The organism is Streptomyces sp. NPDC100445 (assembly GCF_044759735.1).
Taxonomy (GTDB): Bacteria; Actinomycetota; Actinomycetes; order Streptomycetales; family Streptomycetaceae; genus Streptomyces.
Genome location: NZ_JBIVZV010000001.1, coordinates 740,422 through 752,916, shown reverse-complemented (window position 1 = coordinate 752,916; position 12,495 = coordinate 740,422). Strand labels below are relative to the sequence as shown.

Here is a 12,495-nt window from a genome sequence, read left to right as displayed (position 1 = left end):
GGGTCACACCTCCTGCGCGGGCCACGGCGCCCGCGAGACCGATTCGGGCAGGAACGAGTAGGGGTCCTGCGGGTCGTGCGCGGTCGCCTCGATCGCGAGCCGGTGGCCCGCCCCGGCCTCCCGGGCCAGTTCCTCCAGCAGCTCCACCATCACGAGGTCCTGGAGCGCCAGCCCGGTGGAGTCGTAGACGGTACGGGTGTCGCGCAGCTCGGCCTGCCGGGCCGGGTCCGCCAGCACCTCCGTCAGCGAGGGGCCGATCTCCTCCGGGCGCAGCCGCTGGCACTCGCCCTCCGCCACCGCCTGCTCCCGGTGGTCGGGGACGACGACGGCGTCGCGCAGCAGTTCCAGAGGCAGTTCGGTCTTGCCGGGCATGTCCGAGCCGACCGCGTTGATGTGCACCCACGGGCGCAGCGAGGTGCCCCGCAGCACCGGCCCCTGGTCGGGGGCGACGGAGGTCGCCGTGCACAGGATGTCGGCGCGCTCCTCCACCTCCGCGGGGTCGGCCACCCGGACCAGCCCCTCGGGCATGCGCGCCCTGGCGGCGAAGGTGTTCTCCGCCCGGATGTCGGTGTCGCACACCAGGACCTCGGTGAGCGGGAACGCCCTCGCCAGGGCGTGCAGTTGCGTCACCGCCTGGGCGCCGCAGCCGATGAGCCCCAGCACGCTGCTGTCCGGCCGGGCCAGCGCCCGCGAGGCCAGCGCGGACGCGGCCCCCGTCCGTATCGCCGTCGCGAACGTGCCGTCCACGACGGCGCGCAGGTGCCCGGACTCGACGTCGAAGGCGAGCAGCGTGGACAGGATGGTGGGCAGTTGGTTCTTCACGGGGTTGTGCGGGTTGTAGCCCACCATCTTCATGGAGACGGTCGAGCCGTGGCGGACCGCCGGCATCCACTCCAGCAGCCCCAGCGTGGGGGTGGTGAGGAGGAAGCCGTCGCGCGTCTTCATCTCGGCGCGGGTGGGACCGCTGGAGGCGAGTACCTCGGTCAGTCGTTCGATCGCCAGGTCGTACAGCCGGCCGAGGCCGACCTCGCCGACGATCGTGGCGACCGCGGGGGCGTCGACGATGTGGGTGGTGTCCGGTTTCACGTCACTCTCCTGATCCGGTTCGTGTTCCGCTGCCGGAGGTTCCGGGTGCGCTCAAGTTCGGGGGGTGTCGGGGGTCTTGCCGTGCCAGGAGTCCCACAGGGCCGCGTAGGCCCCGCCGGCGGCGACCAGTTCGTCGTGGCCGCCCCGCTCCGTGACGCGGCCGTCCTCCATGACGAGGACGGTGTCGGCGTCGTGCGCGGTGTGCAGCCGGTGGGCGATGGCGATGACGGTACGGCCGCGCAGCACGGCCGCCAGGGAACGCTCCAGGTGCCTGGCCGCTCGGGGATCGAGCAGCGAGGTCGCCTCGTCCAGCACCAGCGTGTGCGGATCGGCGAGGATCAGCCGGGCCAGTGCCAGCTGCTGGGCCTGGGCGGGGGAGACCGCGTGGCCGCCGGGGCCGATGCCGGTGTCGAGCCCCGCGGGCAGGCCGCGCACCCAGTCACCGGCGTCGACCGCGTCCAGCGCGGCCGTCACCCGCTCGTCCGTCGCGTCCGGCACCGGGAGCGTCACGTTGTCGCGGACCGTCCCGAGGAACACGTGGTGCTCCTGGGTAACCAGCGCGACGTGCCGGCGCAGCTCCTCCAGGGGCAGTTCGGCCACCGGGACGTCGCCGACGGTCACCGTGCCGCTGCGCGGCGGGTGGATGCCCGCGAGGACCCGGCCGAGTGTCGACTTGCCCGCTCCGGACGGGCCGACGACGGCGATCCGCTCACCGGGCCGCACCCGCAGGGTCACGTCCCGTACGACGTCGTGGCCCTCGCGGTAGGCGTAACTGACCCCGTCGGCGGCCAGTTGGCGGCCCTGCGGCCTCCGGCCGGCGCCGGTGTCCCCGGCCGCACCCGCGTCCACCCCGACCAGACGGGCCAGGGAGGCGTCGCCCACCTGGAGTTCGTCCAGCCAGCCGAGCAGTTCGTCCAGCGGATCGATCACCGCGCGGGTGTACAGCGTCGCCGCGGTGACCTCCCCGAGGCTGACCCACCCGTGGATGTGGAAGAGGCCGCCGCACAACAGGGTGGCGGCCACCGGCAGGACGTAGCCGAAGTCCATCAGCGGGAACCACACGCTGCGCAGGAAGAGCGTGCGGTGCTCGGCGGCGTTCGACCGCAGGACGTCCTCGTCGGTACGGCGGATCCGCCGCTCGCCGAGGCCCAGCGCCTCGACGGTGCGGGCACCCGTCACGGTCTCGGCGAGCCCCTGCGTCAGGTCCGAGTAACCGGCCGCCTCCGCGAGGTACGCAGCCCGGGCACGCTTCAGGTACCAGCGCGTGGACCCCGCGATCAGCGGCACCGCCACCAGGCAGGGCAGCGCCATGAGCGGGCTGGTCACCAGCAGCGCGACGAAGGTGAGCAGCACCGACAGGCCCGCGACCAGGATGGACGGGGCGCCCATGCGCACGGCCCTGGACAGCGCGTCCACGTCCCGGGTGCCGCGGGTGAGGAGATCACCGGTGCCCGCCTTCTCCACGGCGGACAGCGGCAGCGCCAGCACCCGCTGGACGAAGCCCTCGCGGATGTCCGCCAGCACCTGCTCGCCGAGCCGGGCGCCGAGCAGCCGCGCCGTCCTGGTGAACACGCCCTGGAGGAGCAGCAGTCCGGCGATCACCGCGACCACGACGTCCACGCGGGTGGTGGAGACGTCCTGCTGCACCTGTTCCACGAGACGGCCGAGGAGCGCGGGGACGACCAGCCCGCACGCGGTGGCGAGGACGAACCAGGTCACCGTCCGGCCGAGCAGACCGGCGCGGCCCCTGACCAGTTCTCGGACGTGTCGGCGCACCGCCGGGGCGTCGGCGACCGGAAGACTCACTGGGCACTCCTTCGCGGGAAGCCGGACGCCCGCCGGGAGGCGCGGCCGGTCATGTTCCGTCCCGCAGGACGGTGGCGGCGTACTGGGGGTTGTGGACCACGAGGTCGCGGTGCGCGCCGGTGCCGACCACCTTGCCGTCGACGACGAAGGCCACCTCGTCGGCCTGGTCCAGGATCAGCGGGCTGGCGCTCATCACCACGGTGGTCCGCCCCGCGCGCGCCTCCCGCAGGCGCCGGGCGATGCCCGCCTCGGTCAGGGCGTCCACCGCGCTGGTCGGGTCGACCAGGACGAGCACGGGCGTCCCGGACGCGACGGCCCGGGCCAGCCGCAGCCGCTGGCGCTGTCCGCCGGAGAGGGTGCCGCCCTGCTCCGTGAGGACGCCGGCGAGCCCGTCGGGCAGCGCGTCCACGATGTCCTCGGCGCCCGCGGTGTGCAGCGCGGCGGCCAGTTCCTCGTCCGTGCGGCCGGCGCCGAGTTCGTCGCGGAGCACTCCCGAGAACAGGGTGTCGCCGTTGCGCGCCACCAGGATGTGCCGGCGCACCTGCTCCACCGGCAGGGTGTCCAGCGGCACCCCGCCCAGGGTCACCACGCCCTCGCGGTAGCGGCCGAGCCGCTCGGCGATCCCGGCGCTCTCCTCCGGGACGGCGGACACCACGGCGGTCAGCGTCCCGTGCCGGACCGTCAGGCCGGAGCCGGCGTCGGTCAGGTCGGGCGCGTCCGGCAGGGCGGCGGGCGCCGTGCCGACGGTGGGGTCGGGGGTGACGGCGAGCACCCGCACCACGCGCCCGGCGGCCACGTTGGCGCCGACGACCACCTGCACGGCGGAGGTCACGGTGCGCATGGGCAGCATCAGGAACGCCGCGTAGCCGTAGGCGGCCACGAGGTCACCGGGGGAGATGTCACCCGCGAGGGCGAGCCGGGCGCCGGCCCAGACCACGGCCACCACCAGCACCCCGGGCAGCAGGACCTCGGCGGCCGGCAGCACCGACTCCACCTCGGCGACCTCGACGCCGGCCTGCCGCAGCCGCTGGGAGTCCGCGCGGTAGCGTCCCCAGAAGGCCCGCTCGCCGCCGATGCCGCGCAGCACCCGCAGGCCCGCCACGATGTCGGAGGCCCGCCGGGTCAGTTCGCCCTCCAGCTCGCGGTACCGGCCGACGCGCCGGTGCAGGGGGCGCAGCAGCGGACCCGTGCCCGCCAGCAGGACGGGAACCCCGAGGAGCACCAGCAGCCCCAGCGGCACGGAGGTGGACAGCAGCACGACGGCCACCACGACGATCGTGACCGCGCTGCCGGTGCCGCGGGCGACCGCACCGGGCAGCGCCCCGATCCGCGAGATGTCGGCGGTGCCGACGGTCACCATGTCACCGTCGGCGACGCCGTCGCGCAGCCCGCCGCCGAGCCGCACCGCCTGCCGGACCACGAGACGGACCGTCAGGTAGTTCGCCTTGAGCCGCCCGACGGTGTCGCACCGGTGCCGCAGCACGCTGCCCGCGGTGGTCGCCAGGGCGAGTCCGAGGACGACCCCGGTCCAGCCGAGCAGGCTCGCGGTGTCCTCGTCGGTGATCGCGTCGATGGCGCCGCCGACGGCGAGCGGGGTGAGCCCCATGCCGGCCATCCACAGGCAGCCCCAGAGCACCCCGAGCGTCGCCGTACCGGCCTGCCGGCGCAGCAGCCAGAGCAGATAGCGGCGGGGCGAGCGGAGATCCGGGTCCCCGGTGTCGGGCAGTGGGTCGTTCCTCGGCAACGCGATTCCTTCTGACGTGTCTCGGTGGGCTCGGGGCCCGGGCGGGAGGCGGCCGGGCGGGCCGGCGGGAGGTGGCGGGCTATTCCCCCACGCCCGTGAGGGCCCGTTCGCCCAGGCGGCGGAGCGCGTCCACGACCTCGTCGGGGCGGTCGAGGTGGTAGAGGTGACCGCCGTCGAAGCGGCGGACATCGGCCGGTTCGGCCGACCAGGACCGCCACTGACCGGCGTGCTCGTCCGTGACGGCGAGGTCGTCCCGGCCCCGCCAGGCGTGCACCGGACAGGGCAGCACGGTCTCCGTGGCCGGCGGGCGGTACCGGTCGCACAGGGTGAGGTCGGCGCGCAGGGGCCGGGCGACGACGGGGACCAGCTTCTCGTTGGCGGCCACGTAGGCCGGTACGGCCCCGTCCGCGGCCAGTTCGGCCACCAGTTCGCCGTCGCTCATCGCGGCGGCCCCGGTCGGCTCGCCCTGGGCGTCCGGCGCCCGGCAGGCGGAGGCCACCAGGGCGACGGGCCACGACCCGTACCCGGTGCCGAGGGCGCGCGCCAGCTCGTACCCGAGCAGGGCGCCCATGCTGTGCCCGAACACCAGGTACGGCAGGTCGAGCCGGGCGGCCAGTACCGGGACCAGTTCCCGGACCACTTCCTCGGTGCCCGTGACCGGCTCCTCGCCCCACCGGTTCTCCCGCCCCGGCAGCTGTACGGCGGCCACGGCGATCCCGGGACCGGCCAGTTGCTGCCACCGGCGGAACTGGAAGGCCCCCGAGCCCGCGTGGGGCAGGCACACCAGGAGCAGCCGGGCCGTGGCCGGCGGCTGCCACTCGACGAGCCAGCGCCGGTCGGCCGCGCTCAACGGAGCGCCCCGCGCGTGTCCAGCGCGTCGGCGAGGTCGTCGGCCAGGTCGCGGCACACCGCCCGCAGCTGCTCCGCCGCGTAGAAGTGCCCGCTGGGGTAGCGGCGTACGGTGGCCGTCCGCCGGGTCTCGCCGGCCCAGGCCTCCAGGCCCGGCAGCGCGACCCGGTCGTCCCACTCGCCCGCGAACACCGAGACGGGACAGGCCAGTCGGGGCGCCGGCCGCGGGGCGTACCCCTCCAGCCAGGCGAGGTCGGAGCGCAGCGGCGGGAGCAGGATCTCCAGCAGCCCAGGGTCGGCGAGCGCCTCGGCCGGTGACCCGCCCAGCCCGGCCATCCAGGCGAGCAGCTCCGCCTCGGGCAGTCCGGACAGTGCGGGCCGGGGCCGCCCGGAGCCGGGGTGTTCCATGCCCGAGACGGCCAGCAGCGCGGGACCGGCCGGGCCGTCGCCGACGGACAGCGCGCGCGCCACCTCGAAGGCGACCAGGGCGCCCATGCTGTGCCCGAACAGGGCGTAGGGCCGCGAGCCGTACGCCGCGACGTCCGCGCGGACGGCGTCCGCGAGGCGTGCGGTGTCCACACCCGGCGGTTCGGCGATCCGGTGTTCGCGTCCGGGGAGCTGGACGGCCACCACCTCGATCCGGTCCGGCAGCGCCGCGGGCCACGGCCGGTAGGCCGAGGCGGCGCCGCCGGCGTGCGGGAAGCAGTACAGGACGGCGGGTGCCTCCGGCCGTGGCCGGGGGCGCACCAGTTCCCGCGCGGGTGCGGTGGGGGGAGAGGGATTCATCGTGGCGCGTCCCGGCGGGCTCAGGAGCGCGGCTCGGCGGCCGGCCACACGCGTTCGGCCTGCCGGTACAGCAGCTCCGAACCGACCGAGCGCCGTCGGCACAACTCCTCCAGCAGGCCGCTCTGGACCACCGGTTCGGACGTGGCGTCGAACTCGGAGCCGGTGAGGTGCTTCAGCCAGGGTTCGAGGCCCATGGCGTAGGCGTACACGTGCCGGGCGCCCACCTGCTGGGCCAGCCGGTCCGCCATGGCGGCGTCGGACCCCTTCAGGCGGCGCGACCGGTTCTGTTCGCGGGTCAGCTTGGCCTCCATCAGCGGGCCGTACAGCCAGCTCAGGGCGGCGCCGACGCACTCCAGTCCGACGAACAGCGCGTCGACCTCGCCGACGATGTCGCGCACCCGGTCGTAGAGGGCCGGCTCGATCGGCGTGATGTCGGTGGCGAACATGAAGGAACGGCCCAGCGCGCGGACCAGGGGCACCATCTTGGTGCGGATGTCGAGGTCGGCGTGCTCCCCGATGAAGGGCAGGCCCACGACGTCCAGGCCCTCGGCGGCCCGGTGGGTGTCCAGTTCGCCCAGCTCGACCACCCGGCGGAAGCCCAGGGCCTCCAGCATCACCTTCAGGCTGGGGTCCTGGATGGTGCCGCCCGAGGCGCGGGGCACCACGATGGTGCCGATGCGGGTGCGCAGCTGGAGGAGTGTCTCCAGCGAGAAGTGGTCCGAGTGGAAGTGGCTGATCACCACGGCGTCGATGTGGTGCGGCAGGTCCGCGACGGTGAAGTGCTCGTGCCCGTCGTCGGTGTAGCCGATCAGCGGGTCGAGCAGGACGGCGCCGGCGGAGGTCTCCACCAGGACCGTCGCGTGCCCGAAGTAGCGCATCCGGACGTGGCCGTCGGGGACCGGGTCCGGGGTGCGGGGGGTCTCGTCGTGGAAGAGCGCGTCGAAGCCGGCCGTCGCGGTGGCGTCCAGGCCCAGCCGTTCCGCCAGTTCCCGGGTGTCCACGGGCTGGAGGCGGGCGGCGAACACGTCGTCCCACACACCGGCGGAGAACGGCACGGCGATGTCGAGGCGTTCGGGCGAGGGCAGTACCGGGCTGCCGTACACGAAGGGCTGGTCGCGCGGCGGGACGGCGGTCAGCGACAGGGTCTGGCCGTGCTCCTCGAAGGCGGGGGAGCGGTACAGCAGCGACTCGAAGAAGCGGAAGGAGGGGTGGTTCGCCGTGTCGTAGACCAACTCGACGCAGCCGCGCAGCGATTCGGGCACCTCGGGGTAGAGGGACTCCAGGGGGCCGCCGGTGGCCCGCTCGGCCAGCAGGGCGCGCAGGCGGTCGATGTCGTCCGCGAGGGTGAGCCGCGCCTCGGCCTCCCGCAGGGTCGAGTCGAGCAGTGCCTGTACCTCGGCGGTGCCGGCGTTGCCCGGGTTGAGGAACGGCGCGCCGTAACGGGCCGGGTCCGCCAGGGCGTTGGCGTGCAGCGTCGGGGACATGACGTAGTTGCGGAGGATGGGAAGCAGTCTCTCGCGCAGGTTCAGCGCCCCGGTGTGCGGTGCCAGCAGGTAGGGCCAGGCGTACCAGCGGTGCAGCAACGGCTGCGCGACGACGGACGCACGAAGATGGCGTTTGTGGATGACGGGCACGCTGCGTTCCCTTGCGAGTCGAGGCCGGTGGTCAACGGGGGTCGGCTCTGGTGGTGTCTTCGAAATCCGGATCCGGCCCTGTGGTGAATGGGCGGCACGGGCGTGGGGCGAGGGATTCGTGCTGCGCCACCGAACAGATGGGCCGGCATACTCCCCCGTTTCCCCGCGAGGCTTTCGATCCGGGCGTTCGGGACTGGATTTCCGCCCTTTATCGCCGCATGATTTCGCGCTGTAGTACTGGGACTTAGCTTTCGACTGTAGTCATGATCCTCAAGGGCCTGCCACCGATAGCCCATGTGACGTGCGTCACATGGCGACGCCGTGCGGGAGCGTGATTGACTGGCAAGAAGTTACGGGTGGTCATGCGGTGAAGCTCTCTTCACTACTTCCTTTCCTGGAGAGCGCGTGACCTTAAATCCTCTTCTTGAGGCCGGCGCGCGGGGAACCCGCTGCATGACCGGTCATGAAGTGCACCTTGACACGGGGTGCAGGCCTACGTGAAACTCTGCGACCTGTTGCAGGGGGAACGAGAGGGATATGTCGGACGGTACGGAGCCTCGTGGCATTGCGTTGGTTTCTGGCGCCTCGTCCGGATTCGGTGCGCGCATCGCGCAGGTGTTGTCTGCAAGAGGATACGCAGTCATTGCCCTCGCCCGCCGCGCCGAACGGCTCAAAACGCTCGCCGAAGAGGATCCATATCGAGCCATTCTCCCCGTGGTCGCCGATGTGCGGGACCCCGACTCCCTGGGCCGGGCCCTGGAGGAGCTACCCGCCGGATACCGCGACATTTCGGTGCTGGTGAACAACGCGGGCCTGTCCAAGGGGTTCGGTCCGGTCCAGGCGGGCGGCTCGACACACTGGCGTGAAATGATCGATACAAACGTCACAGGTGTGCTGAATCTGACCGAAATCGTACTGCCCCGACTCGTCGCGCGTGGCGGCGGCCACGTCGTCAACGTCGGGTCGATCGCGGCCGAGTACCCCTACCTGGGCGGCAACGTCTACGCCGCCACCAAGGCGTTCGTGCACCAGCTCTCCCTCAACATGCGCGTCGACCTCCAGGGCACCGGGGTCCGGGTGAGCTGCGTGGCGCCCGGCATGGCGAGGACCGAGTTCGCCCAGGTCCGCTACGAGGGGGACGAGGCGCGCGCGGCGGCCCTCTACGACGGCGTCACCCCTCTCACGGCCGACGACGTGGCCCAAGGCATCGCCTGGTGCCTGGACCGGCCGCCGCACGTCAACATCAACATGATCGAGCTGATGCCCGTCGACCAGCCCTTCGGCCTGGGCTTCGCGGGGAACGGGAACGGCGGCCCGGGCGGCCGCGGCGAACCCGATGCTTCGTGACCGACAGGCCGGCACCCGCGTCGACGCCCGGCCCCGGCCGGCCGGGACCGGCGTGTCGGTACGGCCCGCGCACCCCGGGGACGCCGGGGAGCTGGCCCGGATCTCCGCACCGTTCGCGGCCGCCGACCGGCTGCTCAGACGCTCGCCCGACACCTTCGCGCGGCACATCGGCGATTTCCTCGTGGCCGTCGACGGATCGGCCGGCGAAAAGAATATCGCCGGTTGTCTCGGTCTCCTTCCGGTGCCGCACTGCCTGGTCATATACAACCTCTGCGTCGCGCAGGATTCCCAGGGCAGGGGAATCGGTCGGATCCTGCTGCGCCACGCCGTGCGGCAAGCGGCCGACGCCGGTTGCACCGCGATTCTCGCGGCCTCCAAACACGGTGGCGCCTGGTTCACGCGACACGGATTCCAAGAAGTCGACCCGGACTCCGCCCCGGAAGAGTGGCGGCGGCTGTCCCCCGCCGGCCGCAAGTCGTCCCTTTATTGTCTGCGACTCGATGACCGGTAACACTGGGGCCATTGCTTCAGCATGATCAGGGAGTGGAAAATTGATTGTCTGCGGACTCAAGCTCACGCACGACGGAGCGGTGGCCCTGCTCGATGACGATCGCCTCGTTTTCAGCGTCGAGATGGAAAAGATAGGGAACGGTCTGCGGTACAGCACCGTCTCCGACCTCAGCCAGATCCCCGGAATTCTCGCCGATTTCGGCTACAAGCCGCAGGACGTCGACGAATGGGTCGTCGACGGCTGGGACGGCGACGTCTCGGGCGTGGTCTCCCTGCTGAGTTCCGCCGTCCCGGTGGAACTCGCCGTCGGCCCCTACCGGGAGTCGGACGCCTGCCCCGACCTGGCCGCGCCCGGGGCCTTCGGCGAGTTCCCGATGGACGGCCGCTCCTACCCGTACACGAGCTACGCGCACGCCGCCGGCCACCTGGCGAGCGCCTACTGCTCCAGCCCCTTCGCCCGGCGGGGCGAGCCGTCCTTCGTCCTCGTCTGGGACGGCGGTCTCTTCCCGCGGCTGTACTGGGCCGACCCCGACACCGGCGTGGAGAACCTCGGCGCGCTCTTCCCGCTGCTCGGCCACGCCTACGCCATCGCCGGCCACCACTTCGGCCCGTTCCGCCGCGAGGTCCAGTCGCCCACGGTGGACGACCTGTCGGTGGCCGGCAAGCTCATGGCGTACATCGCGCTCGGCACGCCGCACGAGGACGTACTGACCGCGCTGCGCGAGGAGTTCCACCGGGTCTTCGAGAGCGACCTGCCGGAGTCGGTGGAGTACCGCCGGACGGTCGGCGGCTACGGCAGCCTCTTCGAACCGTCGGTGCCCCCCGTCCACACGTTCTTCCAGGCGGTACGCGACCGGGTGGAACCCCGGGGCATCACCGACGAGGACGTGCTGGCCAGCGTCCACGCCTTCTTCCAGGAGCTCCTGCTCGAACGGATCACCGAGAAGGTCCGCGCGGCACGCGGCGCCGGACCGTGGAACCTGTGCTTCGCCGGCGGCTGCGCGCTGAACATCAAGTGGAACAACGCGCTGCGCGCCCTCCCGGAGTTCGCCGACGTCTGGGTGCCGCCGTTCCCCAACGACTCCGGCTCGGCGATCGGCGCCGCCGTGCTCGGCAGGGCCCGGCACCAGGGACTGCGTCCCGTCGACTGGCACGTACGGCTGGGCCCGGCCCTCGTCCCCAGCCCGCAGGTGCCCGACGGCTGGACGGCGACACCCTGCACCCCGGCCGAACTCGCCCGGGAGCTGCATGAGTCGGGCCTGCCCGTGGTCGTCCTCCAGGGCCGTGCCGAGCTGGGGCCGCGGGCCCTCGGCGGCCGCAGCATCCTGGCCGCGCCCACCGGTGCCGCGATGAAGGACGAGCTGAACCGGGTCAAGGACCGCGAGCCCTACCGCCCGGTCGCCCCGATCTGCCTCGTCGAGGAGGCCCCGGCCGTCTTCGACCCCGGCACCCCTGACCCGTACATGCTCTTCGAGCACGAAGTGCGCCCCGAATGGCTCGACAGGGTCCCGGCGATCGTCCACCTCGACGGTACGGCACGGCTCCAGACCGTCTCCGCGGACGACGACCCGTTCCTGACGGAGGTGCTGACCGCCTACCACCGGCTCAGCGGCGTGCCCGTCCTGTGCAACACCAGCGCCAACCTCAACGGGCACGGCTTCTTCCCGGACGTCGCCTCCGCCATGGACTGGGGCAGGGTGGACCGGATCTGGAGCGACGGGGTCCTCCACCGCCGCACGGACGTCTGATCCGGTACCCGTCCGGGACCGGCACGGCGGCCGGAGGCCCGGAGGACGAGGCACTGCGCAGGGTGGGGGCGCTCGTCGCCGCCCTGCCGGTGATCAGCTCCCTGTACGGGAGCGCCGTGGTCGTCGTCGCCGGGCCGGCCGTGCTCGCCCCCGGCGCGCTCGCCGAGGCGTTCGCCGAGGACCTGGCGTTCCTGCGCTACACCGGGGCGCGGCCGGTCGTCGTGCACGACGCCGGCGCCGAGCCGGTCCCGCGGGCCCCGGGCGAGGACGCGGCCACCGCGCTGCGCACGGTGGCCGCGGGCCTGGTGCAGCGCCGCCTCGTCGGCCTCGTCAACGCCCACGGCCCGCTGGCCGTGGGCATCACCGGCGAGGACGGCCACACGCTCACCCGCACCGCCCGCGGTGACCTCGTGGCCGACCCCGGGGTCCTGCGCACCCTGCTGGACGACGGCCGCATCCCGGTGGTCGCCGCCGTCGCCCACGGCGAAGACGGCCCCCACGCCGCCGACGTGACCACGACCGCCCGGCTCCTGGCGGCGCACCTGTCCGCGCGGCGGCTCCTGCTGCCCCCCGACGCGGAGGCCGCCGGCACGGCCGGGGGTACCACTGGGTTCGACACGGCCGTGCCCCACGCGCTGCTGCGCACCCTGTACGAGCCGGACCCCCCGGCACCGGACGGCATCGACCCCTCCGGCACCCCGGGATTCCCCACCGCCGGGCAGGCGGAACACGTCCTCGGGCTGCCGGGAGCCCGCCGACCCTAGGGAGGAGGCACGGGACGCCCCGCCGTCCGAGGTGAACCACCGCGCCCGCACGTCCCCTGCCCGGGCCGCACCGCCGGGCTGGCGCGGCGCCCCCGCAACGGCCCACCGGGGGCACGCCGACTGTAGGTGCCTCACCGCCCTTCCACGCCCGCGTGCCGAGCCCCGGCAGGCCCGCTCCCGTGGCGCCGGTGGATCACCCTCCGCGCGGCCTGTCCGGGCGA

10 protein-coding genes are annotated in these 12,495 nt (G+C 73.4%); 4 read left to right on the top strand and 6 right to left on the bottom strand.

Translation table 11 applies throughout. The features are described from left to right. Window positions 1-3: 3 nt before the first annotated feature. The 6 genes from ACIQVT_RS03425 to ACIQVT_RS03400 form a co-directional block, all read right to left on the bottom strand. Window positions 4-1,086, bottom strand: a complete 1,083-nt coding sequence (locus ACIQVT_RS03425) for an ornithine cyclodeaminase family protein (protein WP_403746775.1) — start codon at window positions 1,084-1,086, stop codon at window positions 4-6. Between the two features lie 51 nt (window positions 1,087-1,137). Beyond that, on the bottom strand, window positions 1,138-2,892 hold the full coding sequence (locus ACIQVT_RS03420) for an ABC transporter ATP-binding protein (RefSeq protein ID WP_403746770.1): 1,755 nt from the start codon (window positions 2,890-2,892) through the stop codon (window positions 1,138-1,140). Window positions 2,893-2,941: 49 nt separating this feature from the next. Beyond that, the gene (locus ACIQVT_RS03415; protein WP_403746767.1) at window positions 2,942-4,636 is read right to left on the bottom strand and encodes an ABC transporter transmembrane domain-containing protein; all 1,695 of its coding nucleotides are present in this window, start codon (window positions 4,634-4,636) and stop codon (window positions 2,942-2,944) included. A 79-nt stretch (window positions 4,637-4,715) separates the two neighbouring features. Beyond that, on the bottom strand, window positions 4,716-5,486 hold the full coding sequence (locus tag ACIQVT_RS03410; RefSeq protein WP_403746764.1) for a thioesterase II family protein: 771 nt from the start codon (window positions 5,484-5,486) through the stop codon (window positions 4,716-4,718). After that, window positions 5,483-6,271, bottom strand: coding sequence for a thioesterase II family protein (locus ACIQVT_RS03405; protein WP_403746762.1), 789 nt, complete (start codon window positions 6,269-6,271; stop codon window positions 5,483-5,485). The genes ACIQVT_RS03410 and ACIQVT_RS03405 overlap by 4 nt, the downstream gene beginning before the upstream one ends. Before the next feature lie 20 nt (window positions 6,272-6,291). Next, window positions 6,292-7,905, bottom strand: a complete 1,614-nt coding sequence (locus ACIQVT_RS03400) for an MBL fold metallo-hydrolase (protein ID WP_403746759.1) — start codon at window positions 7,903-7,905, stop codon at window positions 6,292-6,294. 537 nt (window positions 7,906-8,442) lie between these two features. Between ACIQVT_RS03400 and ACIQVT_RS03395 the strand changes: the two genes are divergently transcribed. From ACIQVT_RS03395 to ACIQVT_RS03380, 4 genes are all read left to right on the top strand, one after another. Beyond that, entirely contained in the window at window positions 8,443-9,252 is an 810-nt protein-coding gene (locus ACIQVT_RS03395; protein ID WP_403746756.1) for an SDR family NAD(P)-dependent oxidoreductase, read from the top strand. Then, entirely contained in the window at window positions 9,242-9,763 is a 522-nt protein-coding gene (locus ACIQVT_RS03390) for a GNAT family N-acetyltransferase (RefSeq protein WP_403746753.1), read from the top strand. Before ACIQVT_RS03395 ends, ACIQVT_RS03390 begins: the two co-directional genes overlap by 11 nt. Window positions 9,764-9,803: 40 nt before the next feature. Next, window positions 9,804-11,510: a carbamoyltransferase N-terminal domain-containing protein gene (locus tag ACIQVT_RS03385; RefSeq protein ID WP_403746748.1), complete on the top strand. Its 1,707-nt coding sequence runs from the start codon at window positions 9,804-9,806 to the stop codon at window positions 11,508-11,510. 62 nt (window positions 11,511-11,572) lie between these two features. After that, window positions 11,573-12,274 (top strand): hypothetical protein, encoded by a 702-nt coding sequence (locus ACIQVT_RS03380; RefSeq protein ID WP_403746745.1) that lies wholly within the window; start codon window positions 11,573-11,575, stop codon window positions 12,272-12,274. The last annotated feature ends 221 nt before the right edge of the window (window positions 12,275-12,495 follow it).

Excerpts from the sequence above, each read along its gene's own strand:
- ACIQVT_RS03405 (WP_403746762.1), bottom strand. The coding sequence starts at position 6,271 with ATGAATCCCTCTCCCCCCACCGCACCCGCGCGGGAACTGGTGCGCCCC.
- ACIQVT_RS03395 (WP_403746756.1), top strand. The coding sequence starts at position 8,443 with ATGTCGGACGGTACGGAGCCTCGTGGCATTGCGTTGGTTTCTGGCGCC.
- ACIQVT_RS03390 (WP_403746753.1), top strand. The coding sequence starts at position 9,242 with ATGCTTCGTGACCGACAGGCCGGCACCCGCGTCGACGCCCGGCCCCGG.